The sequence below is a fragment of the Rhodococcus kronopolitis genome (genome assembly GCF_042654025.1).
Taxonomy (GTDB): Bacteria; Actinomycetota; Actinomycetes; order Mycobacteriales; family Mycobacteriaceae; genus Rhodococcus_G; species Rhodococcus_G kronopolitis.
The window spans coordinates 618225-642308 of sequence record NZ_JBHSFO010000001.1; the positions used below are offsets into that span (position 1 = coordinate 618225).

The window sequence follows — 24084 nt, forward strand, 5'->3', positions numbered from 1 at the left end:
GCCCGCGCCGACAACGACGCCGACCAGTTCCGTCGTCCCGACCGTTCCCGCTGCCGCCGGCCCCCCGGACCCCAGTGACGGTCCTCAGCCGACCGATCCGACCGATCCGACCGATCCGACCGATCCGACCGATCCGACCGACGATCCGCTGCCGCCGACCGACGAGGCACCGGCGACGGAGCCGGACCCGCAGACCCCGCCGGGCGAGCAGTCTGTGACCGACGAACCCGACCTCGCGCCGGCTGACGCCCGGGTCCAGGCACTGGCGGCCCGTCCGGGCGTCGAAGCCGCGGCGCTCGCGTCGGGTCAGACGCTCACGGCGGCCGCCGCTGAGGTCTCCGCGGCACCGACGCTCCCCGACGGGGACATCGGCGCGGCAACCGCAGGTGTCAGCGCAGTCCTCCTTGCGGCGGGTGCCACCGGATTCGCCAGCTTCCGCGGCGCCAGGGCCACCCGAACCCGCCTCAACCTCGCCCGCGCCGAGTTCCTGGACCCGCGATGATGTCGGGCAACGCGGCGGGTAGCCGCCCGATTCGCTCACATCGTCGCGTCCTCGCCGCGGTCGACGCCGTCCTCGACATGGCCGCGCAGACACACTCGGTGACCATCGAGGACATCGCCGCGGCCCTCGCCGAGGTTCGTCAGCGCCCGATCCAGATCCAGTTCGCCGACCTGGGCCCCGGTGTGTGGGGGCAACGCCGCGAGTTCTCGGACCGAGACGAGATCGTGCTCGCCCGCAGCCTGCCGAGCGTCGAACGCACCCTGGCGCACGAGATCGGCCACATCGTGTTCCGGCATCCCGGCGCCGAGACCGCCGAGACCGTCCTCGCCGCGGACGACGACCTGATCGCATACATGCTCAGCCAGCGGGCGGCGGCCTCGTCCGAGGTCACGCACGAGGCCCTGCACGAGTGGGAGGCGGAGGCTTTCGCCGCACGACTGCTGCAACGTCTCGGGCACTTCGAGCACGACCAGAACTGGCGTCCACTGCTCTGCTACGACGAGGCACTCGGATGATCACCTGGATAGTCGCACTGATCTGCTCGACCGCCGTCGGCGCCCGGATCGGCCGCCTCACCGTTCGCCCGCCGTCGCTGGCACGGGTGTCCATCGCGATTGCGGCGATCGCGGTCACCCTGGCCGCGACGATCGACACCGACACCATGATCGACATGCTCGACTCCACCGGGCTCGGCACCGCCGAGACCGCGTTCACGGTGTCCTGGATCGCGTTCACCACCGCGACTGCCCTGATCGCGGCCGTCTCGCTGCCACGGGTCAGTGCCTGGCCGCAGTGGTTGCTCTCGGCCGCCGCCGTCGGCGTGGGACTGGCGGTGACCACGGTCGAACTGGTCGCCGCCGGCCACAGCCCGGTCACCGACCTGTACCTGGCTGCCGCCGGCCTGTTCGCGGTGGGCGCAGGCGCCCGGCAGATCAGATGGAACCCGTTGGGCCGCGCCATCGGCCTGTTCTGCGCGGGCACCCTCGTCGTCGCCGCGATGTGCCTGCGGTCCCTGTTCGCAGGCCCGACCCGGGACCTCGCACTCACCAGCGGGTGGTGGTCGCTCGCCATCGTCCTGATCAGCGCCGGTTGCTCGTCGGTGATGATCGAGTCCTGGCTCCGGGCCAAGACCGACCTTCGCCGCACGTTCCGGCTGTGGTCGACGCTGACCCGCGCCCACCCCGAACTCCTCGACACCGACTACCGCTCGGCGACGGCGGCGCTGGCGTCGAGCGACCGCATCTCCCAGATCCTCGACGGCCTCTATCTCCATGCCGGCGGCGGGCTGGTGACCGCGGACGACTCACAACCGCCGACCGCGCTCTCCGAGCATGCCGACGAGGTCGCGCAGTGGCTGCACCGGTCCGCCGTCGCCGTCGAACTGTTCAACCCGGCCTGGCTCAGCACCCCCGACCACCTCGGCGACCGCGACTGGATCGTCGCCGTCGCGACCGCCTACAACGCGGGACCGCGGGTCTCGGCACCGGCCGAGTTATCGGATACCCTGCCTTCTCGATGACTGTGCAGGCGCGAACCCTGGCCACACTGATCACCGCGGCGGGGGTCGCGTTGATCGGTGCCCCCGTCGCTGCCCAGCCCCCGCCACCCGGGCCGCCGGGCGCCACCACGGTCACCACCACGCCGTTCACCACACCCAACACCGACAACTGCCCGCACCGCAGTTCGCCGCCCCGGGCGATCGACCTCTCCGAGGTGCCCGCCCCCGGCCAGTCGGCGCCACGGCCGCTGCCGGTCCCCGCAGATCCGGTCGGCGGCGGACGGCTCGGCGAGTGCGGCACGCTCGCACCGGCAGGCACTCCCCCGCTGCCCGCCGACATCTCGGCCACCGGATGGGCGCTGGTGGACCTCGACTCGGGCGCCGTCGTGGCCGCGAAGGACCCGCACGGCCGGTACCGGCCCGCGAGCACCATCAAGATCCTGCTGGCGTTGGTCGCCCTCGACGAGCTCGACCTGGACCGCACAGTGGTGGCGACCGCCGAGGACGCGAACACGGAGGGCAGCGCCGTCGGGCTCGGCAAGGACGGGCGCTACACCAACCGGCAACTGCTGCAGGGGCTGGTGATGGCGTCCGGGAACGACGCCGCCCACGCGCTCGCCGCGCAGCTCGGCGGCGACGAGTCCGCCGTGGCCAAGATGAACGCCCTGGCCGCGCGGCTCGGCGCGCTGGACACCCGGACCGCGACACCGTCCGGCCTCGACGGTCCCGGCATGTCCAGCTCCGCCTACGACCTCGCCCTGCTGTTCCGGGAGGCCATGCGCAACAGCACCTTTGCGGCACTGATCCACACCGAGACCGTGCAGTTCCCCGGGTTCCCGAAGGACCCGACCAACCCGGACGACACCGAGCATCCGGAGTTCACCCTCGCCAACGACAACAAGCTGCTCTACAACTACGACGGCGCGCTCGGCGGCAAGACCGGGTACACCGACGACGCGCGGCAGACCTTCGTCGGCGGAGCCGAGCGCGGCGGCCGCCGTCTCGCGGTCACCCTGATGGCAGGCGACGTCAAACCGATCCGGCCGTGGGAGCAGGCCGTCCGGCTGCTCGACTACGGGTTCGCGCAGCCGGAGACCGCGCAGGTCGGCACCCTGGTCGAGCCGGGCACCGGGTCCGCGCCGGACACCGCACCGGTCACCCTGGCCGCTCCCCCCGCGGACGCCCTGTCCGATGACGCCTCGTCGAGCGACACCGCGAGTGCCGTGTCCGCGGCCGGACCGGGTACCGCCGCGGCCACCGGGCGCGACCGGGCCACCGTGGCGCTGGTCGGCGCCGCGGTCATCGGCGCGCTGTTGCTCGCGGCGCGGCGAGTGCAACGCCGGCGGCGCTGAGCGCGCACACGCCGGGCGGTCCGGTCAGTCCGGGTCGCGACGTCGCCGCAGCAACCCGCCGAGCCCGAGGGTGGCCACCACGCCGACGCCGACCAGCGCCAGCGACTCGGCGAGCGTCGGTCCGCCTGCCCGCGACGAATTGACCTCGATGACAACCGGGTCCGGCGGCGGCACGAAGGCCAGCGCCTGATTCTCCGATGCCGTGGCCGCCCAGGCGGTGGCCAGCAGCACCAGTCGGGCGGTGAAGTAGATGAACACCAGCAGGCCGATGATCGGCCCGAACGTCACTCCGGCGGGCGAGTTGGTCACCGACTGCAGGTAGACGACGCCGATCCGTTTGAACACCTCGAAGCCGATCGACGCGAACAGCGCCGCGGCCGCCGCGCTGCGCACGGTCACCGGCTCCCGCGGCAACCGCGCGATCGTCCACACGAACAGCGCCCACGTCGCCACCACCGCCAGCAGCGAGGTCAGCACCCGCACCGCGACGGCCACCCAGGCCACGTCGTCGATGCCCAGCCAGGCCAACACCGTCCCGGTCACGGCGCCGTCGGCAACCACCGTCAACCCCACCGACAGCGCCAGCATCCCGAACAGGCCCAGCAGCTTGACCAGGTCCCTGAGCTTGGTGCGGACGAAGTTGGTCGCCGGGTGCCGCTGGTCCCACATGGCGCTGAGCGCCTCACGCAGGTTCGCCATCCAGCCGAGCCCGGAGTACGCGGCGACGACCAGGCCGATCACCCCGACCCGGGTGCGGGCGTCGATGGCCGCGGTGATCAGGTCGTTGATCTGGTCACCCAGGTTGCCGGGCAGGGCCTTGCTGACCGCGTCGTGAATCGACGTCAGCCAATCCGGGTGTTGCACCAGGACGAAACCGGCCGCGGCGAACCCCACCATCAGCAGTGGGAACAGCGCGAACACGCTGAAGTAGGTGATCCCGGCGGCGAAGTAGTCGCCCTTCTGGTCCTGGTAGCGACCGCCCGCCCGGATCAGGTGGTCGAGCCACGGTCGTGCCGCGCGTTGACGCTCGAAGAAAGCCTTCACGTCCGGCACGATGGCTCAGCCCTTCTTCCGTCAGGCCTTCTGGGGCAGGAACCCCACCTTGTCGTACACCGTAGCGAGGGTGCGTGCCGAAACCTCGCGGGCGCGGTCCGCGCCTGCCTCGAGGATCCGGTCCAGCTCCGCCTCGTCGGCGAGGAAGCCGTCCACCTTGGCCTTGAGCGGCGTCACGAACTCGACGAGCACCTCGGCGGTGTCGGACTTCAGGTCGCCGTAGCCCTTGCCCTCGTAGCCGAGCACCAACTCGTCGACGGTGCGGCCCGAGAGCGCTGCCTGGATGGTGAGCAGGTTGCTCACGCCGGGCTTGTTCTCCCGGTCGAAGCGGATCTCCCGCTCGTTGTCGGTGACCGCGGACTTGATCTTCTTGGCGGAGACCTTGGGGTCGTCGAGCAGGTTGATCAGGCCGGCTTCCGAGGCCGCCGACTTGCTCATCTTCGACGTCGGGTCCTGCAGGTCGTAGATCTTCGAGGTGCCCTTGATCATCTGCGCCTCGGGGATCACGAACGCCTTGCCGAACCGGGTGTTGAAACGCTGAGCGAGGTCCCGCGCCATCTCCAGGTGCTGTCGCTGGTCCTCGCCCACCGGCACCCGCTGCGGGCGGTAGAGCAGGATGTCCGCGGCCATCAGCACCGGGTAGGTGAACAGCCCCACCGTCGCGGACTCGGTGCCCTGCTTGGCGGACTTGTCCTTGAACTGCGTCATCCGGCTGGCCTCGCCGAACCCGGTGATGCAGTTGAGCACCCACGCGAGCTGGGCGTGCTCGGGGACCTGGCTCTGCACGAACAGGGTGGACCGGTCGGGGTCGATGCCGAGGGCCAACAGCTGGGCCGCGGCGATCTTGGTGCGCCGACGCAGCTCCTTCGGGTCCTGCGGGACCGTGATCGCGTGCAGGTCCGGGATGAAGTAGAAGGCGTCGAACTCGTCCTGCAGCGGCACCCACTGCGCCAGCGCACCGAGGAAGTTGCCGAGGTGGAACGAGTCGGCGGTCGGCTGGATGCCGGAGAGCACCCGGTGCCGGGCGGCGGTGGCGGTGGGTGCGGAAGTCGCTGGTGCAGAGGATTCGGAACTCGACATGCGCTCGATCCTTTCATGTCCCGACCGAGGCGCACCGCCACGCCCCGTCCCCGGCCGGGCGGCGGTCAGGACCCGAGCGCGGCCAACCGGTGCCCGGCCGCGACCCACCGCCGGGCCAGCGACGCGCTCGCGTCCGCGTCGGCCTGCAAGATCAGCCGGAACGGCGCCGCCGCGTGCGCCGCGGCCCGGTCCTCGACGGCCTCGGCGAACCAGCGCAGTTCGTCGGGTTCGGCCACCAGCAGGTCGTCCGCGCCACGGACGACCACGATCAGCCCCGCCGACTCCCCCAGCCAGTCGGCCGCGTCGCGCAGGCACTCGTCGAAGGCGTCCTTGTTGGCGCCGAAGTAGTACGGGAACTGCAGCGCGGCCGCGAACTCGTCGAATACCCCGGCCACCGTCGTCATGGCGCGGCCACGCACCACCCGGACGGTGTACCCGTCGGCCGCCAGCGCGGCGGCGGCGTTGTCCGCGGCGCGGGGCGAGCCGGTCAGCAGCCCGGTCGCCGGGCCGGCGCCGGCGACGAATTCGGTCACCGTGGTCATCAGCGCATCCTCACGAAGCTGGTGTAGTGGTCGGCGGTGTACCAGGCGGAGCCGTCGCTGCCGGTGACGATCCGTTCCGCGTCACGCGTCTCGCCGCGACGCTTCGGGTTGACGTCCCACTCCCGGTAGCTGACCGTGGCCCCCGACCCGGTCTTGGCGGGTAGCGTCCGGTCCCGGTTGCGCCAGGGGTCGCCGCCCTTGGTCCCCGGCGCGTTCGCCGAGTCCGGCCAGTCGCCAGAGTCGATCTCGTCGAGCGTCGCCAGTGCGGCCGCGGTGACCGCGGCGGGGACCACCCCGCGGGGACCGGCGGTCGGCGGCGGGGTGGCGGCCTGGCTGACGGGTCGCGTGGACGACGCGACCGTGACCGACCCGTCCGGCTCTACGACCACACGCTGCGGCATCGTCGAGGTGCCCGGCGCCTGCGTGGTGGTCACGGACTCCGCGACCGTCGCGTCCTGCCCGGTGCCACCGCCGCCGCCCGCCGTGGCGTACGCGACCAGCCCGAGCAGGACCAGCAGCAGTACCCCGACGACGACGCGGGAGCGGGTCCCGAGCCGGCTCACCGGTACTGGACCGTGACCGGCGCGTGGTCGGACCACCGCAGGTCGTAGGACACCGCCCGTTCGACGACGGCCTCCTTGGCCAACTCCGCGAGCGCGGGCGTGCACACCTGGTAGTCGATGCGCCAGCCGGAGTCGTTGTCGAACGCCTTGCCGCGGTAGGACCACCACGTGTACGGCCCGTCCACGTCCGGGTGCAGCCCACGGACCACGTCCACCCAGCCGAGGTCACCGAACACCGAGCCCATCCACTCCCGCTCGTGCGGCAGGAAGCCCGAGTTCTTCTTGTTGCCCTTGTGGTTCTTCAGGTCGAGCTCGGTGTGTGCGATGTTCCAGTCGCCACAGACCGCCACCTTCCGCCCCGTCGCCGCGGTCGTGCGCAGGTGCGCGCCGAAGGAGTCCAGGAATCGCTCCTTCTCCTCCTGCCGCGGCGTCTGCGCCTCCCCCGACGGCAGGTAGAGGCTGGCGACGGTCAGGTCGTCGAAGTCGACCTCGAGGTAGCGGCCGGCGTCGGCGAACTCGTCGTCACCGTGCCCGACGCGGACCGCGTCGGGCACCACTCGGGAGAGCACCGCCACCCCGTTGCGCCCGGCGACCGCGGACTCGGCCGACGCCAGCTGCCAGCCCGCGTCGAGGGCCGGGGCGAGCGCCTTGCGCAGCTGCGCGTCGGTGGCCCGGGTCTCCTGCAGACACACCACATCGGCGGTGGTGTCGGCGAGCCAGGCCAGCAGGCCGTGCTCCTTCGTGGTGGCGGCGCGGACGCCGTTGACGTTGACGGTGGAGATGATGTGCGGCACGGCTAGCACCGTATCCAAGTCGGGTACGAAAATCAGATCCCGCCGGTCAGCCGACGGATGTCACCGTGGCAGACGCGCTCGCTCGGCGCTGCAGGACCACCGCGGTGGCGAGCACTCCCAGTCCGGCCACGGCCAGCAACGATCCCACCGCCGCCGGGGCCGTGTACCCGTAGCCGGCCGCGATCACCACGCCGCCGATCCAGGCGCCGAACGCGTTGGCGATGTTGAGCGCGGCATGGTTCAGCGACGCGGCGAGTGTCTGCGCGTCGTCCGCGACGTCCATCAGGCGGGTCTGCAGTCCGGGTACCAGCGACGAGCCCACGACGCCGATCAGGAAGACGAACACCAGCGCGGTCACCGGGTTCCGGACGGCCAGCCCGAACACCGCCAGGATCACCGCCATCGCGGCCATCGCCCCGAACAGTCCCGGCATCAGGACCCGGTCGGCCAGGTAGCCACCGAGGTAGTTGCCGACCACCATGCCGACCCCGTAGATCATCAGGGCGAGTGGGACGAGGGACTTCGCCAGCCCGGACACCTCGGTCAGCGTGCTGCTGATGTAGCTGTAGACGGCGAACATCCCGCCGAAGCCCACCATCGCGACGATCAGCGTCATCCACACCTGGATTCGGCGCAGCGCGCCGAGTTCGGTGACCGGATTGGTCACCGGCATGCCGTCGAGCCGCGGGATCCAGGCCGCCAGTGCGGCCACGGTGGCGACACCGATCACCGCGACCAGGGCGAACGCGCTGCGCCAGCCGAGGCTCTGACCGATCCACGTCGCCACCGGCACCCCGACCACGTTCGCCACCGACAGCCCCATCATCACCGTCGCGACGGCCTTCGCCCGGTGCCCCGGCTCGGCGAGGTAGGCGGCCACCAGCGCGGCCACCCCGAAGTAGGCGCCGTGCGGCAGGCCTGCGACGAACCGCGCGGCCATCAGCGTCGAGTAGGACGGCGCGAGCACCGACGCAAGGTTGCCGACGGTGAAGGCGACCATCAGCGCGATCAGCAGCGTGCGACGCGGCACCCGCGCGGCCAGTGCGGCGATGGTGGGCGCGCCGACCACCACGCCAAGCGCGTACGCGGAGATCAGGTGCCCGGCGGTCGGCTCGGAGATGCCGAGGCCGGCGGACATCTCGGGCAGCAGGCCCATCGCGACGAACTCGGTGGTACCGATCCCGAACCCGCCCAGGCACAGGGCGAGGATCGCCGGCCGGCGCGAGGTGGTCACCGCTCAATGGTGGTGGCCACGGTGGTGCAACTCCAAACGGTGGGCTGTGAATTCACTCACCGGCCGCCCACGAGACGACGAACGGGACGCTCGAGGTTCCGAGCGTCCCGTTCGTCGGGTCAGTCCTGGCGACTGCGTACGGCTAGCGCGAGGCGTACGACTTCTGCAGGTTCTCGTCCAGCGCACCGAGGAACTCCTCGGTGGTCAGGTAGCCCTGCTCGCCGCCGACCAGGGACGCGAGGTCCTTGGTCATCTGGCCGCCCTCGACGGTCTTGATGACGACGTCCTCGAGCTGCTGCGCGAAGCCGATGACCTCGGGGGTGCCGTCCAGCTTGCCCCGGTGCTCGAGCCCACGGGTCCACGCGAAGATGGACGCGATCGGGTTGGTCGAGGTGGGCTTGCCCTGCTGGTGCTGACGGAAGTGCCGGGTGACGGTGCCGTGCGCGGCCTCCGCCTCGACGGTCTTGCCGTCGGGGGTCATCAGCACGGAGGTCATCAGACCCAGCGAGCCGTAGCCCTGTGCGACGGTGTCCGACTGGACGTCGCCGTCGTAGTTCTTGCAGGCCCAGACGTAGCCGCCCTCCCACTTGAGCGAGGAGGCAACCATGTCGTCGATGAGCCGGTGCTCGTAGGTCAGGCCCGCGGCGTCGAACTCCGCCTTGAACTCTTCCTCGTAGATCCGCTGGAACTCATCCTTGAACATGCCGTCGTAGGCCTTGAGGATGGTGTTCTTCGTGGAGAGGTACACCGGGTAGTTCTGCTGCAGGCCGTAGGCCAGCGAGGCCCGGGCGAAGTCCTGGATCGACTTCTTGTAGTTGTACATGCCCATCACGACGCCGCCGTCTTCCGGCATCTGGCACACCTCGTGCTGGATCGGCTCGCTGCCGTCCTCCGGGGTGAAGGTGATGGTGACGGTGCCCGGTCCGCCGACCTTGAAGTCGGTGGCGCGGTACTGGTCGCCGAAGGCGTGACGCCCGACGATCACCGGCTTGGTCCACCCGGGGACCAGACGCGGGACGTTCGAGATCAGGATCGGCGCCCGGAAGATGGTGCCGCCGAGGATGTTGCGGATGGTGCCGTTGGGCGACCGCCACATCTTCTTCAGGCCGAACTCCTCGACGCGCGCCTCGTCGGGGGTGATGGTCGCGCACTTGACGCCGACGCCGTGCTTCTTGATGGCGTTCGCGGAGTCGATGGTGACCTGGTCGTCGGTAGCGTCCCGGTGCTCGATGCCCAGGTCGTAGTACTCGAGGTTCACATCCAGGTACGGATGGATCAGCTTGTCCTTGATGAACTGCCAGATGATGCGGGTCATCTCGTCGCCGTCAAGTTCGACGACGGTTCCCTCAACCTTGATCTTGGACATGTGGTGTTCGCGTCCTCCTAGGAAGTATTCCCTGGTCACACGGCGCGAGGCCCGCTTCGTGAGCGAGGCCCCGGGCGACTAAATCAGTAAACCAATTACACGGCGCGCCTACTCGACTCGGCCCGCCAAACATGACAAGCGTACTGCTAGCGCACCGAAGCGCAACCCCCGGGCCCGCCCGCGCGAAACCCTACTGGCGAGTAACTTTCCGCTGGTCAGCACCGATCTCACCGGACCAGCCGACCGACCGTGCGGTGCAGCGCCCAGGACACCGGCACCGAGATTGCGACCGTCACCGCGAACACCAGCAGCGTCGATCCCTCGAAGGTCCGGTAGCCGAGCGCCGCGAACACCAGCTCCAGCACCAGCAGGTGCACCAGGAACAGCTCGTAGGAGATCTCACCGAGCCAGACCACCGGCGCCGACGCGCACAGGCGCCCCAGCGGCCCGGCGTCGTCGCCGACCACCAACGGCGCCACCAGGCACACCGCCGCCAGCAGGTACAGCATCGACTTGGCCACCGCGTCACTCGCGGCAGCCGGCACGATCGTCGCCTCGCCTGCCAGCGGCGTGCAGGCCAGCGCGAAGAAGTAGAGGGCCAACGCGCCCGCCGCGTACGGGTTGCACCGGCGCACCGTCACCGCCGCGAGGGCGAGCAGCATGCCACCCGCGAACCACGCCACGAAGCCCGGCAGCCACAGCCTCGCGACATAGGGCAGACCGGCGTCGCCGTGCGTGAACACCGTCCACAGCGGGGTGACCGCGACGATCCCCGTCAGCGCCGCCGCGATCCGCCCCGGCCGCCACTGGCCCCGGCAGATCACCGAGACGATCAGCCAGCCGAGGACCGGCAGCACCAGGTAGAAGCTGACCTCCACGGCCAGGCTCCACATCTGGGTCAGACCGACGTGCAGGTCCCCGGCCCGGTAGATCTGGGTGAGCGTCAGGTTGCGCGCGAACCCCGACCAGCCGAGCCCGGTGACACCCGGGTCACGGAACAGGTACACCGCGTAGACCGCGATCACCGCGATCCAGTACGCGGGCAGGATCCGGCGGGCCCGGTGCCACAGGTAGTCCCGCGTCGTCGGGAGCTCGCGCTCCCCCGCGGCCGCCCGAAGCCAGGGCCGGAACAGCAGGAAGCCGGAGAGCACGAAGAAGACCGTGACCCCGATCTCGAGCCGCGCGTAGACCGCCCCGATCAGGTCGTCGGTGTAGCGACCGGTCCAGAACCCGACGTGGGTACCCACCACCAGCAGCGCCGCCACGGCTCGCAGCCCGGTCAGCGCGCCGATTCGCGTCACCGGCCGCGGGGCCGCGACCAGGTCCACACTCACTGCCACCGCGTCACTCCCGGATCCGACGGACCCGCGCGTCGTCGGGCCGGCCGAAGGGTTCTCGACCGGGCGAGAACACTAGCCGCACCGCCGTCGGCCCGGCACTGGCCCCGGCGCCGCCGACGGGGTGTGATGGTGAGGATGCGCAGCGCCTCAGCGGAGAAGGAGCCGACGATGACCGATCTCCCGCCATCGGCCCGGGTCGGTCCCCGCGGCGCCCGACCGGAGGGCACGCCATGGCGCCGAAACGCATCCTGATCCTCGGCGGCGGCTTCGCCGGCCTCTGGAGCGCGGCGGGCGCCGTCCGCAAGCTCGACAAACTCGGCCTCGGTCCCGACGTGGCCAGGGTGACCCTGGTCAACCGCGACGGATTCCACGGCATCCGGGTCCGCAACTACGAGCCCGACATCGCGTCGGCCCGCGTCCCGCTCGCCGGGGTACTGGACCCGATCGGTGTCGATCTGGTGCAGGGCGAGGTGACCGCGATCGACACGTCCGGGCGGTGCGTCACGGTCGCGTCGGCGTCGGGGCCCCGGATCCTGACCTACGACCGGATGGTCTTCGCGCTCGGCAGCGAACTCGCCCGCCCGCCCGTCCCCGGGCTCGCCGAGCACGCCTTCGACGTCGACACCTACGACCACGCCGTCCGGCTGACCGCGCACCTCGACTCGCTGGCCGACGCGGAGCGGTACCCGGGTCAGTTCACCGCAGTGGTGGTCGGCGCCGGGTTGACGGGTATCGAGACCGCGACCGAACTGCCCGGCCGGCTCCGGCGGGTCCTGGACCGGGCGGGGCGGACCGACCCCGTCCGGGTGATCCTGGCGGACCACAACCCCCGACTCGGCTCGGACATGGGCGAGTCGGCACGGCCGGCCATCGACGGCGCGCTGGCCGAACTCGGGATCGAGGCGTGGCCGGGCACCGAGATCACCTCGATCGGTCCGACCGGCGTCCGGCTCGGCACCGGCACCGTGGTGCCCGCGGGCACGGTGATCTGGTGTGCGGGCATGCGCGCCAGCCCGCTCACGCGGTTGTTCGCGGTCGAACTGGACAGCGTGGGACGCCTGCCCGTCGACGAGTTCCTCCGACTACCCGGGCGGCCCGGCGTCCTCGCGGCGGGCGACGCGGCACGCGCGACGGTCGACGCAGGCAGGCCCTCGGTGATGTCGTGCCAGCACGGGCGGCCGATGGGACGCATCGCCGGGCACAACGTGGTGGCCGACCTGTTCGGAGTGCCGATGATCGCCCTGCGCATCGCGTGGTACGTCACGGTTCTGGACCTGGGACCCGCAGGCGCCGTCTACACCGAGGGCTGGGATCGGCGGGTGGTGACCACCGGCGCGGCCGCCAAGGCGACGAAACAGACCATCAACCGCAGGCGCATCTATCCGCCGCCCGGCGGTGACCGCGCCGCGATCCTCGCGGCCGCCGCGCCGCTCGTTCAGGAACCACCCACCGCCTGAGCGCCTCGGCTTGCGGTCAGGGCAGTGGGGCCGACTCCGGCGCCGGTTCCACGGCCGGCCGTCGCGCCACGAACACCCGGTAGGCGATCGTGAGCAGCACCAGCCACACCAGCCCGACGACCAGTGCCACCCGGGTGTCCGCGACCACGGCCAGCACCACGATGACGAACACCAGGAAGCCGAACGCCACCAGCTGCCCGTACGGCCAGAACGGCACCGGGAAGCGCAACTCGGCCACCTCGTCGGCACTCATCTGCCGCCGCGACGCGTACTGCGAGAGCAGGATCATCAGCCACACGAAGATCGTCGCGAACGTCGCGATCGACGCGATGACCAGGAACACCCGGTCCGGGATCAGGTAGTTCAGCACCACCGCGAGCAGCAACGCGGCGGTCATCACCACCACCGTCATCCAGGGCACGCCGCTGCGCGAGACCCGCTTCATCACGGCCGGCGCCTGCCCCCGCTGGGCCATCCCGTACATCATCCGGCCCGCGCCGAAGACGTCGCTGTTGATCGCGGACAGCGCCGCGGTGATCACCACGACGTTGAGCACCGTCGCCGCCGGACCGATGCCGAGCCCGGCGAAGATCTGCACGAACGGGCTGCCCTCTGAGCCGATCTCCTGCCAGGGGTTCAGCGCCATGATCACCGCGAGGGTGAGCACGTAGAACAGCACGATCCGGACCGGCACGGTGTTGACCGCGCGCGGGATGGTGCGCGCGGGGTCCTCCGCCTCGCCCGCGGTGATGCCGATGATCTCGGTGCCCCCGAAGGCGAACATCACGATCGCGAAGCAGGCGATGAAGCCGCCGAACCCGGTGGCGAAGAAGCCTCCGTCGGTCCACAGGTTGCTCACCCCGACGTCGGTGTCGTGGATCCCGAACCCGAAGATCAGAATGGCCGCCCCACCGACGATCATCGCGATGATGGCGGTGACCTTCACCAGCGTGAACCAGAACTCCATCTCGCCGAACACCTTGACGCTGAGCAGGTTCACCGCACCGATGAAGAACACGATGGACAGCACCCAGATCCACCGCGGCACGTCCGGGAACCAGAAGCCCATGTAGACGCCGAACGCGGTGACGTCCGCCAGGCAGACCACGACCATCTCGAAGGTGTAAGTCCAGCCGGTCATGAATCCGGCCAGCGGGCCCAGGTGCTTGCTGGCGTACTCGCCGAACGACCCGGACACCGGGTTGCTCACCGCCATCTCGCCGAGCGCACGCAACACGATGTACACCGCCGCGCCACCGATCAGGTAGGCGAGCAGTACGGACGGTCCGGCACGGTGGATCGCCTCGGCCGAGCCGTAGAACAGTCCGGTGCCGATGGCCGAGCCCAGGGCGATGAACCTGATGTGGCGGGCGGTCAGACCCCGGGTCAGCGCCGTGGCGGCGTCTTTCACTGTGGGTCTCCCAGCCGGGTGATCGAACGTTCGAGGTGCGCCGAGCAGTTTAGCCCTGTAACGCAGGTCACCCGAGGTCGCGCGGCATGTCGGCGTCTCACGGGGGTTCGACGCCGGGACCAGATTGCCTCCCGTGTGACGGGTGCCGCTAAGATCGGCGACAGGTCAAGAGTGCCAGCAGAAAGCCCCGGCTCGCTGGTCGGCAACCCTCCATCCGCGGCGGGGTGCCCCGGGTGATGACCTGGTTTTTCGACGAAGGTGTCGAACGACAAGCGCGGGTCCGTCGGGACGGACCCACAGACCGGGCCACGACCCACCGGAGGTTCACCGTGTGTTGCTCTCGCTGACAGTCCCCGTGTGCCCTCCGGCGCGCTGACCGTGCCACGCCCGCGGCACGCAGCCTGCGCCGGTCTTCCCTCAGATCTTCCTTGGAGACCCACATGAGCGAGAACACCCCCGCACTCGACCCGACCGCAGCCTGGAGCTTCGAGACCAAGCAGATCCATGCCGGCGCGTCGGCCGACGGCTCCACCAACGCCCGCGCCCTGCCGATCTACCAGACCACGTCGTTCACCTTCGACAGCACCGACCACGCCGCCGCCCTCTTCGGACTCGCGGAACCGGGAAACATCTACACCCGGATCATGAACCCCACGCAGGACGCCGTCGAGCAGCGGATCGCCGCGCTCGAGGGTGGAGTGGCCGCGCTGCTGCTGTCCTCGGGCCAGGCCGCCTCCACCACCGCCGTGCTGAACATCGCCGAGTCCGGTGACCACATCGTGTCCAGCCCGCGGCTCTACGGCGGCACCTACAACCTGTTCCGCTACACGCTCGCGAAGCTCGGTGTCACCGTCAGCTTCGTCGACGACCCCGACGACCTCGACCAGTGGCGCGCGGCAATCCGGCCGAACACGAAGGCGTTCTTCGGCGAGACCATCTCCAACCCGATGAACGACGTGCTCGACCTTCCGGGCATCTCGGCGGTCGCGCACGAGAACGGCCTGCCGCTGATCGTCGACAACACGGTCGCGTCCCCGTACCTGCTGCAGCCGCTCGCGCACGGCGCCGACATCGTCGTGCACTCGGCGACGAAGTACCTCGGCGGCCACGGCACCGCGATCGCCGGCGTCATCGTCGACGGCGGCACCTTCGACTGGACCCAGGGCCGGCACACCAACTTCACCACCGCGGACCCCAGCTATCACGGCGTGGTGTTCGCCGACCTCGGCGCGCCGGCCTACGCGCTCAAGGCGCGGGTGCAGTTGCTGCGCGACATGGGTCCGGCGGTGTCTCCGTTCAACGCGTTCCTGATCGGCCAGGGCCTCGAGACGCTGAGCCTGCGGATGGAACGGCACGTGGCCAATGCGCAGCGGGTCGCCGAGTTCCTGCAGGCCAGGCCCGAGGTCACCGCTGTCGCCTATGCCGGCCTGCCGTCCTCTGCCTGGCACGAGCGCGCGCGGCAGCTCACCCCGCGGGGCCCCGGCGCCATCGTCGCGTTCGAGCTGGCCGGCGGTGTCGATGCGGGCAAGAAGTTCGTCAATGCCCTCTCCCTGCACAGCCACGTAGCTAACATCGGTGACGTGCGATCCCTCGTCATCCACCCCGCGTCCACCACCCACTCGCAGCTCAGCGAGGCGGAGAGGTTGGCAGCCGGGGTGACTCCGGGCCTGGTCCGGCTCGCGGTCGGCATCGAGGGCATCGAGGACATCCTGGCCGACCTCGAGACCGGATTCGCGGCGGTGGCGTCTTGACAGTCAGCTCCGTTTCGGGTGCCCGTCCCGACACCCAGTCCCCCACATCGCCGCGGCTCGACTTCCCGCCGTCGGACGGTCGGCTCACGCGCATCGACATCGGCGAGCTCGCGCTCGAGAGCGGGGCCGTCCTGCCCGCGGTCACCCTCGCCGTGCAGGCCTGGGGCATGCCCAACGCCGCGCTCGACAACGTGGTGCTGGTCGAGCACGCACTGACCGGCGACTCGCACGTCACCGGGCCCGTCGACGACGAGCATCCGTCGCCCGGGTGGTGGGACGGCATGGTCGGCCCCGGTGCGCCGATCGACACCGACGAGTGGTGCGTACTGGCCACCAACGTCCTCGGCGGCTGCCGCGGCACCACCGGACCGACGACGGTGGCCCCGGACGGCCGCCCGTGGGGCTCACGCTTCCCCGGAACCTCCATCCGCGACCAGGTGGCAGCGGAGGCGGCGCTCGCGGACCTCCTCGGCATCGAGCGGTTCGCGGCGGTGCTGGGCGGATCGATGGGCGGTATGCGCGCCCTCGAATGGACCGTCGGACACCCCGACCGGGTGGCGTCCGCGCTGATCCTGGCCGTCGGAGCCCGGACCAGCGCCGACCAGATCGGTACCCAGACCACCCAGATCGCCGCGATCACCGCGGACCCGGACTGGCAGGGCGGCGACTACCACGGGACCGGCCGGGCGCCACGCGCCGGGCTCGCCATCGCCCGCCGAATCGCGCATCTCACCTACCGCACCGAGCACGAGCTCGACACCCGGTTCGGCAATGCCCCGCAACCCGGCGAGGACCCGTGGCACGGCGGCCGCTACTCGGTGCAGAGCTACCTCGAGCACCAGGCCGCGAAGCTGGTCAATCGATTCGATCCCGGCACCTACGTGACGCTCACCGACGCGATGAACCGGCACGACGTGGGCCGCGGACGGGGCGGCATCGAGGCCGCACTGGCTGGCTGTACCGTCCCGGTCATCGTGGGCGGCGTCGACTCCGACCGGCTCTACCCGCTGCGTCAGCAGGAGGAACTCGCCGAGCACCTGGGCGGGTGCGAGGGGCTTCGGGTGGTGAACTCCAAGGACGGTCACGACGGCTTCCTCACCGAGGCCGAGTGGGTCACCGAACTGCTCGGCGAGACCATGGCGCTGGCGCGGGCCGGTCGCACAGACCGGGCGTCCGGGTAGCACCCGACCAAACTTGCCGCACTCGTCACACAGTGTTTAGCGGAGAACGGTTCGAAACTCCTCATCCCGTGTGCCAGATCACTAACATGAATCCGTGCGCTCATCTGTGATTCCCTCCCTCTCCACGCCCGACTCACCGCCCGCCGGGTTTGTGGTGTTTCCACCGTCGGACGGACGACTGACCAGTGTCGACATCGGTCCGCTGCAGCTCGAGAGCGGTGCGGTGCTGCCGGACGTGACAGTTGCACTGCAGTGCTGGGGAACCCCGAGCCCGGAACTCGACAACATCGTGCTGATCGAGCACGCGCTGACCGGCGACTCACACGTCACCGGCCCGGCCGGTCCCGACCACATCACCCCCGGCTGGTGGAACGGCATGGTCGGCCCGGGAGCGCCGATCGACACCGACGAGTGGTGCGTGCTCGTCACCAACGTGCTCGGCAGCTGCCGCGGTACCACCGGACCCGGCTCGACGGCCCCGGACGGCAAGGCCTGGGGCTCACGCTTCCCCGCAATCTCCGTCCGCGACCAGGTCGAAGCGGAGCGCGCGCTGGCGGACGTCCTGGGGATCGCGCAGTTCGCCACCGTCATCGGTGGTTCGTTGGGGGGCATGCGCGCCCTCGAATGGATGATCGGCCACCCCGATCGGATCCGCTCGGCCCTGCTCCTCGCGGTCAGCCCCCGAGCGACCGCAGACCAGATCGGCGGGCACACCGCCCAGATCGACGTCATCGCCGCAGACCCACACTGGCACGGCGGCGACTACTACGGCACCGGCACCTCGCCGGACAACGGCCTGAACATCGCCCGCCGGTTCGCTCACCTGACGTACCGCGGCGCGGCGGCCCTGGACGACCAGTTCGCGAATTCCTCGCAGGACGGCGAGGACATCTGGAACGGCGGCCGCTACGCCGTCCACAGCTATCTCGACTACTGCGCGAACAAGCTGGTGGCGACCTTCGACGCCGGCTCCTTCGTCGCCCTCACGCACTGCGCCAACAAGCACGATGTCGGTCGGGGTCGCGGTGGCATCGAGGCTGCCCTGACCTCCACCCCGGTTCCGGTGGTCGTCGGCGCCATCGACTCGGACCGGATCATGCCGCTGCACCAGATCGAGGCGATGGCGGAAATGCTGCCGGGTTGTGACGGCATTCGAGTGGTGCACTCACCGGCCGGGCACGACGGCTTCCTGACCGAGGTCGAATGGGTTACCGGGCTGGTCGGTGAGACTTTGGCGCTGGCCAAGGCCGGTCGCAGCGGCCCCGATTCTGCCCTGCGCTGACCGGAACCACACCATTTTCCGGATTCTCGCGATTGCCCTCGTCGGGCATCTCATATCGATAACATCGCCGCTGTGAGTGCGACGGCGATCAACCCAGCGACCCCCGTCGAGCAGCTTCCGACCGAGGCCTTCACGATCGTCGTGCCGGAGCAGGACCTGCGCGGGGCCGCCGCATTTCCCCCTACCGACGGGCGGCTGACCCGGATCAGCATCGGTTCGCTTCAGCTCGAGTGCGGTGACGTCCTACCGGACGTCACCGTCGCCGTGCAGTGCTGGGGTACGCCGAGCCCGACCATGGACAACATCGTGCTCGTCGAGCACGCCCTGACCGGCGACTCACACGTCACCGGCCCGGCAGACGACGAACACGTCACGCCCGGCTGGTGGAACGGCATGGTTGGCCCGGGAGCCCCGCTCGACACCGGCGAGTGGTGCGTGCTGGCCACCAACGTGCTCGGCGGCTGCGCAGGCACCACCGGACCGAGCTCGCCGGCCCCGGACGGCAACGCCTGGGGCTCGCGGTTCCCGCTGATCTCGGTCCGCGACCAGGTCGAGGCTGAACGCGCGGTGGCCGACGCGCTGGGAATCAGCCGGTTCGCATCCGTCGTCGGCGGTTCGATGGGCGGAATGCGCGTCCTCGAGTGGATGGTCAGCCATCCGGGCCGGGTCGACTCAGCCCTGGTCCTGGCGGTCGGACCCCGTACCACCGCAGATCAGATCGGCGGCCAGACCACCCAGATCGACGCCATCGCCTCCGATCCGAACTGGCAGGGCGGGGACTACTACGGCACCGGCAGGACACCGAGCATGGGATTGAGCATCGCCCGCAGGTTCGCGCACCTGTCGTACCGCGGCGAGGCCGCGCTGGACGACCAGTTCTCGAACGCCGGACAGGACGGCGAGGACATCTGGCGCGACGGCCGCTTCGCGGTGCAGAGCTACCTCGAGTACTGCGCGGACAAGCTGATCGCGATCTTCGATCCCGGCAGCTACGTGGCCCTGAGCAAGGCCGTCAACCGATTCGACGTCGGCCGCGGCCGCGGCGGGATCGAGGCCGCGCTGCAGGCGACGCACGTCCCGGTGATCGTCGGCGCCATCGACTCGGACCGGATCATGCCGCTGCGCCAGCTCCAGCACATGGCCGAGCATCTGCCGGGCTGTGACGGCCTGCGGGTGGCGCACTCACCGGCAGGTCACGACGGCTTCCTCACCGAGGTCGAGTGGGTCACCGGGCTGGTCGGCGAGACGCTGGCGCTGGCCAGGGCGGGGCGGGGCGACTCCTAGCCGAGCCGAGACGGGTGCTGCCGCCGTCGCCGGCGGCAGCACCCAGTAGCTCACCTCGAGAACCGGTGGCCGAAGGCGCTCAGCCGGTCCCGAGCGGATCGATGGACACCGACAGCCAGACGATTGCGACGCCCACCGCGGTCATCGCGGCCACGTCGAACCCCTGGCCGCGAACGGCGAGCACACCGACGTCCTCGGGGTCCAGGCACAGCCGGAAGCCCGCGGCCAGCAGGGTCGCGATGCCGAACACGAAGGTGCCGCGCCGCCACCGGTCGGCCAGCACGAAGCCGATGGCAACGAGCACCACGGCCAGCACCACCAGCAGCGGCGCGTTCCGTCGGGCCGTCCGCAGCCAGCGGTTCGTGGTCGACATCGGGGCGGCAGTCACCGGGGCTACGCCGTACCGGCGGCGAGCTGCTCGGCGCGCTCGACGACGTTGCTCAGCAGGAACGCCCGGGTCAGCGGACCGACACCACCCGGGTTCGGGGAGATGAATCCGGCGACCTCGCGGACGTCGTCGGCGACGTCCCCGCGCAGGCCGTCGGCGGTGCGGCTGACGCCGACGTCGAGCACCGCGGCGCCCGGCTTGACCATGTCCGCGGTGATCAGGCCCGCGACGCCGGCGGCGGCGACGACGATGTCCGCGCGGCGGACCTCGGCGGCCAGGTCCTTGGTGCCGGTGTGGCACAGGGTGACGGTCGCGTTCTCGCTGCGACGGGTCAGCAGCAGCCCGATCGGGCGGCCGATGGTGACGCCGCGGCCGACGACGGTGACGTGGGCGCCGTCGATCGGCACGTCGTAGCGACGCAGCAGGTGCACCACGCCGCGCGGGGTGCAGGGCAGGGTGGCCTCCTTGCCCAGCACGAGGCGGCCGAGGTTCACCGGGTGCAGGCCGTCGGCATCCTTGTCCGGGTCGATCCGCTCGAGCGCGGCGTTCTCGTCCAGGTGCTTGGGCAGCGGCAGCTGCACGATGTACCCGGTGCACTCGGGGTTGGCGTTGAGCTCGTCGATGGTGGCCTCGAGCTCGGCCTGGGTGACGTCCGCGGGCAGGTCGCGTCGGATCGAGGTGATCCCGACCTTCGCGCAGTCGCTGTGCTTGCCGCGCACGTAGGACGCCGATCCGGGATCGTCACCCACCAACACGGTGCCCAGGCCGGGGGTGATACCCCGCGCCCGCAGGGCGTCGACCCTGGCCTTCAGGTCGATGAAGATCTCGTCTCGGGTTGCCTTGCCATCCAGGATCGTCGCAGTCACGGACGCCATTGTTTCAGGTAATACTGAGAGCATGGCATCGACTCCTGAAGTTGCCCCCGAACTCCGCGGACCGCGGGTCGTCTTGACGCCGGTGCGACCCGAGCACCGCGACCGACTGCGCGAGATCCACCGGCTGCCCGAGGTACGCAAGTGGTGGCAGATGCCCGACGACGACTGGCCCGAGGCGCAGGTCCCGAACACCGTCAAGTACACGGTGCTCGAGGACGATCGGGTCGTCGGGTTCGCCCAGTGGTACTTCGAACCGGACCCGGACTACCGGCACGCCGGCCTGGACCTGTTCCTCGACCCTGCGACCCAGGGCCGCGGCCTCGGCACGGAAGTGGTGCGGGTGCTGTGTGCGCACCTGATCGACGACCACCGCTACCACCGGCTGGTCATCGACCCGAAGGTCGCCAACACCCCCGCGATCGCCTGCTATCGCAAGGTCGGATTCAAGGACGTCGGGGTGATGCGCGAGTACGAGATGAACCACGACGGCAGCTGGGCCGACGGCCTGCTGATGGACCTGCTGGCGCGTGAGTTCGTGCGCTGACCGGCCCCGTCACGGCTCGACGACCAGGCCGAGCGCGGTCGCCATCGCGATCGCCTGGGTGAGCTCGATCCGCGCCTGCTCCAGCTTGGCGCTGGTCCACAGGGCCGCGTCGACGCGCGCGCCGCGCAGGTCCGCCCCCTCGAGCCGCAGGCCCGCGGTGCGGGCGCCGTTCAGGTCAGCCGACGCCAGCACCGCCTTGCGCAGGTCCGCCTCGACCAGGTTCGCCTCCCGCAGGCGGCAGTCGGTCAGATCCACCCCACGCAGGTCCGCACGGCCGAGCGAGGCCAGCGTGAAGTCCACGTCCTGGAACACGATGGGCCGCAGCCGGCAGTCCACGAAGGTGGACCCGAGCAGGGTCGAGGACCGGAAGGTGCTGTGCCAGAGCCTGGTCCGGGTGAAGGCGCAGGACCGGAAGGCGCTCGACTCGTGGTGTGAGCCGGTCAGGTCGGCGCCGGTGAAATCGCAGTCGGTGAAGACCACCCGCTCGGTACGCAGCTCGCTCAGGTCGGCGTCGCGGAAGTTGCAACCGGTGTAGTGCCGGTCCTGCCAGTGCTGGCGCGGCAACCGCGCGTCCGAGTAGTCCTCGCCGACGATCTGCTCGGGTTCCTGTGCCATGCCCCGATCCTCCCCTGGGCCCCGGCCGGGTGTGTGCCTGGGAGGTGCCCCGGGGCCCGGCAACCATCTGCTACTCGGGGCCGGTCGACCAGGCCCCGAACGGACTCAGCCCTGGACGATTGCGCAGAGGATCCACACCGGCAGCCAGAGCCCGCAGGTCACCAGGGTGAGAATCAGATGCAGCGTGTGGTTGCATCCCGACTTGGCGTTGTTCACCACCACCGTCTGATTCACCACCGGCACCGGCTGCTGGTACATCGGGTATGCCTGCTGCGGAGGCGGCGGGTATCCCTGGGACTCCTGGCGCGCATAGTGGTCAGCCCAGGCCTGCTGCCTACGCTGCTCCTCCAACATTGCCTCGTGTTGAATCTGCTCGGGAGTGGGCTGAGGTACCGGCTCGATCGGGTACTCCTGCGGGCCGTACACGGGTGGCATTGCGCACCTTTCGGTTCTGAGGTCTGGGGAAGGTTACCGCTCGTGTCAGACAGCGAGCCGGGTTCGCCGACATCACATCCGGCCTGTGTCGATACCGCCGGGCGGCCCTGGCAAGCTGGCCCGTGTGTTCCGAGTGATGTTCCACGAGCCCAAGATCCCGCCCAACACCGGCAATGCCATCCGGATGGTGGCCGGCACCGGTTGTGAGCTGCACCTGGTCGGCCCGCTCGGCTTCGACCTGTCCGAGCCGAAACTGCGTCGAGCCGGGCTCGACTACCACGACCTGGCCTCGGTGACGGTGCACGAGAACCTGGAGGCCGCGTGGACCGCACTGGCTCCGGAGCGGGTGTACGCGTTCACCGCGCACGGGCAGACCTCGTTCGCGGACGTCGCCTACCAGCCGGGCGACGTGCTGCTGTTCGGCCCCGAGCCGACCGGCCTGTCCGAGGAGGTCCTCGCCGACCCGCACGTCACGGCGCAGGTCCGGATCCCGATGGTCCCGGGCCGGCGGTCGCTGAACCTCTCCAACGCCGCCGCCGTCGTGGTCTACGAGGCGTGGCGCCAACACGGGTTCGCGGGCGGCAGCTAGCCGGTCCCTACCGCGGCGGCGCGCTCACCCCACCGCGATGTCGAGGAACTCGCGGGCCGCGCCGCGCAGCTCCCGGCCGACCGGCCACACCGCCAGCAGACGCCGCGGCAACCGCAGACCCTCGACCTCCACGGACACCAGCCGGCCGTCGGTCAGGTCGGCCGCCACCGCGAGCGAGGACACCACCGCCGGCGCGTTGCCGGCCACCACGGCCGCCTTGACTGCCGTGCAGGAGGTGAGCTCGAGCAGCGGGTCGACGCAGCCGGGTACCGCCTTCTCCAGCGTCGTGCGGGTGCCGGAGCCGAATTCGCGCTGGATCAGCGGGGTACGCGCCAGCTCGGCTCGGGCGATCGGCCCGGCACTCGACCACCGGTGTCCGGGCGGCACGATCACCACCAGCTCGTCGCGGGCCACCTCGCGGGCGTGCAGCCCGTCCGGGACCTCCGGCCCCTCGACGAACCCGAGGTCCGCCTCCCCCGCGAGCACCCGGGCCGCCACGTCGGTGGAGTTCAGCAGCCGCACCGAGGTGACCACCGTCGGGTTCTTGCGGCGCATGGTCACCGTCCAGCCCGGCACCAGATACTCGGCGATGGTCATGCTCGCCGCGACGGTGAGGTTGGCCTCGCGTTCGTCGCGCAGCGCCGAGATGCCCGATGCCAGCTCCTCGGCTGCGGCCAGCGTGCCGCTCGCCCACTCGAGCACCAGCCCGCCCTCGTAGGTCGGCGTGACGCCGGTGGGTGCCCGGTCGAACACCCGGATGCCGAGCTGGCGTTCGGCGGAGCGCACCCGGGCGCTGACGGCCTGCTGGCTGAGTCCGTGCTCGCGGCCCGCCGCCCCCATGCTGCCCAGGCGCGCGACGGAGACCAGCACATCGAGGGCGGCCAGTTCGGGGACACGGGGCGAGAGCGGCATGCCCTCAACAGTAGTGCGTCACAAGTATCCGTTGTG

Annotated in this window: 25 protein-coding genes and 1 riboswitch; of the genes, 11 read left to right on the forward strand and 14 right to left on the reverse strand. The window is 70.5% G+C overall.

All coding sequences use genetic code 11. The features are described from left to right. The first annotated feature begins 214 nt into the window (after positions 1-214). The 4 genes from ACFO6S_RS02745 to ACFO6S_RS02760 are packed head-to-tail and all read left to right on the forward strand — an operon-like array spanning position 215 to position 3352. Positions 215-502 carry a hypothetical protein gene (locus tag ACFO6S_RS02745; protein WP_378413873.1) on the forward strand — a complete coding sequence of 96 codons (288 nt, stop codon included), beginning with the start codon at positions 215-217 and terminating at the stop codon, positions 500-502. Beyond that, positions 499-1017 (forward strand): M48 family metalloprotease, encoded by a 519-nt coding sequence (locus tag ACFO6S_RS02750; RefSeq protein ID WP_378413875.1) that lies wholly within the window; start codon positions 499-501, stop codon positions 1015-1017. The genes ACFO6S_RS02745 and ACFO6S_RS02750 overlap by 4 nt, the downstream gene beginning before the upstream one ends. Next, positions 1014-2021 (forward strand): hypothetical protein, encoded by a 1008-nt coding sequence (locus tag ACFO6S_RS02755; protein ID WP_378413877.1) that lies wholly within the window; start codon positions 1014-1016, stop codon positions 2019-2021. Before ACFO6S_RS02750 ends, ACFO6S_RS02755 begins: the two co-directional genes overlap by 4 nt. After that, positions 2018-3352 (forward strand): D-alanyl-D-alanine carboxypeptidase family protein, encoded by a 1335-nt coding sequence (locus tag ACFO6S_RS02760; protein WP_378413879.1) that lies wholly within the window; start codon positions 2018-2020, stop codon positions 3350-3352. Before ACFO6S_RS02755 ends, ACFO6S_RS02760 begins: the two co-directional genes overlap by 4 nt. 24 nt (positions 3353-3376) lie before the next feature. Here ACFO6S_RS02760 and yhjD read toward each other — a convergent pair whose 3' ends face one another. The 8 genes from yhjD to ACFO6S_RS02800 all read right to left on the reverse strand — a co-directional run bounded on the left by yhjD (position 3377) and on the right by ACFO6S_RS02800 (position 11324). Further along, positions 3377-4405, reverse strand: coding sequence for an inner membrane protein YhjD (yhjD, locus tag ACFO6S_RS02765; RefSeq protein ID WP_378413880.1), 1029 nt, complete (start codon positions 4403-4405; stop codon positions 3377-3379). A gap of 21 nt (positions 4406-4426) precedes the next feature. Next, positions 4427-5485 carry a tryptophan--tRNA ligase gene (gene trpS / locus ACFO6S_RS02770; RefSeq protein WP_378413882.1) on the reverse strand — a complete coding sequence of 353 codons (1059 nt, stop codon included), beginning with the start codon at positions 5483-5485 and terminating at the stop codon, positions 4427-4429. Positions 5486-5550: 65 nt separating this feature from the next. Then, the gene (locus ACFO6S_RS02775; protein WP_378413884.1) at positions 5551-6027 is read right to left on the reverse strand and encodes a barstar family protein; all 477 of its coding nucleotides are present in this window, start codon (positions 6025-6027) and stop codon (positions 5551-5553) included. Continuing rightward, on the reverse strand, positions 6027-6590 hold the full coding sequence (locus ACFO6S_RS02780) for a ribonuclease domain-containing protein (protein ID WP_378413885.1): 564 nt from the start codon (positions 6588-6590) through the stop codon (positions 6027-6029). The genes ACFO6S_RS02775 and ACFO6S_RS02780 overlap by 1 nt, the downstream gene beginning before the upstream one ends. After that, entirely contained in the window at positions 6587-7384 is a 798-nt protein-coding gene (locus ACFO6S_RS02785) for an exodeoxyribonuclease III (RefSeq protein ID WP_378413887.1), read from the reverse strand. The genes ACFO6S_RS02780 and ACFO6S_RS02785 overlap by 4 nt, the downstream gene beginning before the upstream one ends. Before the next feature lie 46 nt (positions 7385-7430). Then, the gene (locus ACFO6S_RS02790) at positions 7431-8618 is read right to left on the reverse strand and encodes an MFS transporter (RefSeq protein WP_378413889.1); all 1188 of its coding nucleotides are present in this window, start codon (positions 8616-8618) and stop codon (positions 7431-7433) included. Positions 8619-8760: 142 nt separating this feature from the next. Continuing rightward, a complete protein-coding gene (locus ACFO6S_RS02795; RefSeq protein ID WP_378413891.1) occupies positions 8761-9984 on the reverse strand; it encodes an NADP-dependent isocitrate dehydrogenase in 1224 nt (407 codons plus the stop codon). A gap of 227 nt (positions 9985-10211) precedes the next feature. Beyond that, positions 10212-11324 carry an acyltransferase family protein gene (locus tag ACFO6S_RS02800; RefSeq protein ID WP_378413892.1) on the reverse strand — a complete coding sequence of 371 codons (1113 nt, stop codon included), beginning with the start codon at positions 11322-11324 and terminating at the stop codon, positions 10212-10214. A gap of 230 nt (positions 11325-11554) precedes the next feature. On the opposite strand from ACFO6S_RS02800, the gene ACFO6S_RS02805 reads away from it, so the two are divergent. After that, a complete protein-coding gene (locus ACFO6S_RS02805; RefSeq protein ID WP_378413894.1) occupies positions 11555-12781 on the forward strand; it encodes an NAD(P)/FAD-dependent oxidoreductase in 1227 nt (408 codons plus the stop codon). Positions 12782-12797: 16 nt separating this feature from the next. On the opposite strand, the gene ACFO6S_RS02810 is transcribed toward ACFO6S_RS02805, so the two are convergent. Next, positions 12798-14192: an amino acid permease gene (locus ACFO6S_RS02810; RefSeq protein ID WP_378413896.1), complete on the reverse strand. Its 1395-nt coding sequence runs from the start codon at positions 14190-14192 to the stop codon at positions 12798-12800. A gap of 163 nt (positions 14193-14355) precedes the next feature. After that, positions 14356-14473, forward strand: a riboswitch (SAM riboswitch). A 159-nt stretch (positions 14474-14632) separates the two neighbouring features. Between ACFO6S_RS02810 and ACFO6S_RS02815 the strand changes: the two genes are divergently transcribed. The 4 genes from ACFO6S_RS02815 to metX (ACFO6S_RS02830) all read left to right on the forward strand — a co-directional run bounded on the left by ACFO6S_RS02815 (position 14633) and on the right by metX (ACFO6S_RS02830) (position 19690). Further along, positions 14633-15943 carry a bifunctional o-acetylhomoserine/o-acetylserine sulfhydrylase gene (locus tag ACFO6S_RS02815; protein ID WP_378413897.1) on the forward strand — a complete coding sequence of 437 codons (1311 nt, stop codon included), beginning with the start codon at positions 14633-14635 and terminating at the stop codon, positions 15941-15943. Next, the gene (gene metX / locus ACFO6S_RS02820; protein WP_417714992.1) at positions 15940-17124 is read left to right on the forward strand and encodes a homoserine O-acetyltransferase MetX; all 1185 of its coding nucleotides are present in this window, start codon (positions 15940-15942) and stop codon (positions 17122-17124) included. The genes ACFO6S_RS02815 and metX (ACFO6S_RS02820) overlap by 4 nt, the downstream gene beginning before the upstream one ends. Before the next feature lie 151 nt (positions 17125-17275). Further along, complete coding sequence (metX, locus tag ACFO6S_RS02825) at positions 17276-18406, forward strand: homoserine O-acetyltransferase MetX (protein ID WP_378414076.1); 1131 nt, start codon at positions 17276-17278, stop codon at positions 18404-18406. Between the two features lie 156 nt (positions 18407-18562). Next, complete coding sequence (gene metX, locus ACFO6S_RS02830) at positions 18563-19690, forward strand: homoserine O-acetyltransferase MetX (RefSeq protein WP_378414078.1); 1128 nt, start codon at positions 18563-18565, stop codon at positions 19688-19690. 79 nt (positions 19691-19769) lie between these two features. On the opposite strand, the gene ACFO6S_RS02835 is transcribed toward metX (ACFO6S_RS02830), so the two are convergent. Together ACFO6S_RS02835 and ACFO6S_RS02840 are read right to left on the reverse strand one after the other, a co-directional pair. Then, entirely contained in the window at positions 19770-20063 is a 294-nt protein-coding gene (locus ACFO6S_RS02835; protein WP_378413899.1) for a DUF3017 domain-containing protein, read from the reverse strand. A 20-nt stretch (positions 20064-20083) separates the two neighbouring features. After that, entirely contained in the window at positions 20084-20944 is an 861-nt protein-coding gene (locus tag ACFO6S_RS02840) for a bifunctional methylenetetrahydrofolate dehydrogenase/methenyltetrahydrofolate cyclohydrolase (RefSeq protein WP_378413901.1), read from the reverse strand. Positions 20945-20975: 31 nt separating this feature from the next. Between ACFO6S_RS02840 and ACFO6S_RS02845 the strand changes: the two genes are divergently transcribed. Beyond that, on the forward strand, positions 20976-21497 hold the full coding sequence (locus tag ACFO6S_RS02845) for a GNAT family N-acetyltransferase (RefSeq protein WP_378413903.1): 522 nt from the start codon (positions 20976-20978) through the stop codon (positions 21495-21497). Between the two features lie 9 nt (positions 21498-21506). On the opposite strand, the gene ACFO6S_RS02850 is transcribed toward ACFO6S_RS02845, so the two are convergent. Both ACFO6S_RS02850 and ACFO6S_RS02855 read right to left on the reverse strand, forming a co-directional pair. Beyond that, the gene (locus ACFO6S_RS02850) at positions 21507-22112 is read right to left on the reverse strand and encodes a pentapeptide repeat-containing protein (protein ID WP_378413905.1); all 606 of its coding nucleotides are present in this window, start codon (positions 22110-22112) and stop codon (positions 21507-21509) included. A 105-nt stretch (positions 22113-22217) separates the two neighbouring features. Continuing rightward, complete coding sequence (locus ACFO6S_RS02855; RefSeq protein WP_378413907.1) at positions 22218-22547, reverse strand: hypothetical protein; 330 nt, start codon at positions 22545-22547, stop codon at positions 22218-22220. Positions 22548-22671: 124 nt separating this feature from the next. On the opposite strand from ACFO6S_RS02855, the gene ACFO6S_RS02860 reads away from it, so the two are divergent. Continuing rightward, positions 22672-23136 carry a tRNA (cytidine(34)-2'-O)-methyltransferase gene (locus ACFO6S_RS02860; protein ID WP_378413909.1) on the forward strand — a complete coding sequence of 155 codons (465 nt, stop codon included), beginning with the start codon at positions 22672-22674 and terminating at the stop codon, positions 23134-23136. A gap of 24 nt (positions 23137-23160) precedes the next feature. Here ACFO6S_RS02860 and ACFO6S_RS02865 read toward each other — a convergent pair whose 3' ends face one another. After that, complete coding sequence (locus tag ACFO6S_RS02865) at positions 23161-24048, reverse strand: LysR family transcriptional regulator (protein ID WP_378413910.1); 888 nt, start codon at positions 24046-24048, stop codon at positions 23161-23163. Between the last annotated feature and the right edge of the window lie 36 nt (positions 24049-24084).

Coding starts and splice junctions, on each gene's coding strand:
- ACFO6S_RS02750 (WP_378413875.1), top strand. CDS start 499: ATGATGTCGGGCAACGCGGCGGGTAGCCGCCCGATTCGCTCACATCGT.
- ACFO6S_RS02755 (WP_378413877.1), top strand. CDS start 1,014: ATGATCACCTGGATAGTCGCACTGATCTGCTCGACCGCCGTCGGCGCC.
- ACFO6S_RS02760 (WP_378413879.1), top strand. CDS start 2,018: ATGACTGTGCAGGCGCGAACCCTGGCCACACTGATCACCGCGGCGGGG.
- trpS (WP_378413882.1), bottom strand. CDS start 5,485: ATGTCGAGTTCCGAATCCTCTGCACCAGCGACTTCCGCACCCACCGCC.
- ACFO6S_RS02775 (WP_378413884.1), bottom strand. CDS start 6,027: ATGACCACGGTGACCGAATTCGTCGCCGGCGCCGGCCCGGCGACCGGG.
- ACFO6S_RS02795 (WP_378413891.1), bottom strand. CDS start 9,984: ATGTCCAAGATCAAGGTTGAGGGAACCGTCGTCGAACTTGACGGCGAC.
- ACFO6S_RS02805 (WP_378413894.1), top strand. CDS start 11,555: ATGGCGCCGAAACGCATCCTGATCCTCGGCGGCGGCTTCGCCGGCCTC.
- ACFO6S_RS02815 (WP_378413897.1), top strand. CDS start 14,633: ATGAGCGAGAACACCCCCGCACTCGACCCGACCGCAGCCTGGAGCTTC.
- ACFO6S_RS02835 (WP_378413899.1), bottom strand. CDS start 20,063: ATGTCGACCACGAACCGCTGGCTGCGGACGGCCCGACGGAACGCGCCG.
- ACFO6S_RS02845 (WP_378413903.1), top strand. CDS start 20,976: ATGGCATCGACTCCTGAAGTTGCCCCCGAACTCCGCGGACCGCGGGTC.
- ACFO6S_RS02850 (WP_378413905.1), bottom strand. CDS start 22,112: ATGGCACAGGAACCCGAGCAGATCGTCGGCGAGGACTACTCGGACGCG.
- ACFO6S_RS02855 (WP_378413907.1), bottom strand. CDS start 22,547: ATGCCACCCGTGTACGGCCCGCAGGAGTACCCGATCGAGCCGGTACCT.
- ACFO6S_RS02865 (WP_378413910.1), bottom strand. CDS start 24,048: ATGCCGCTCTCGCCCCGTGTCCCCGAACTGGCCGCCCTCGATGTGCTG.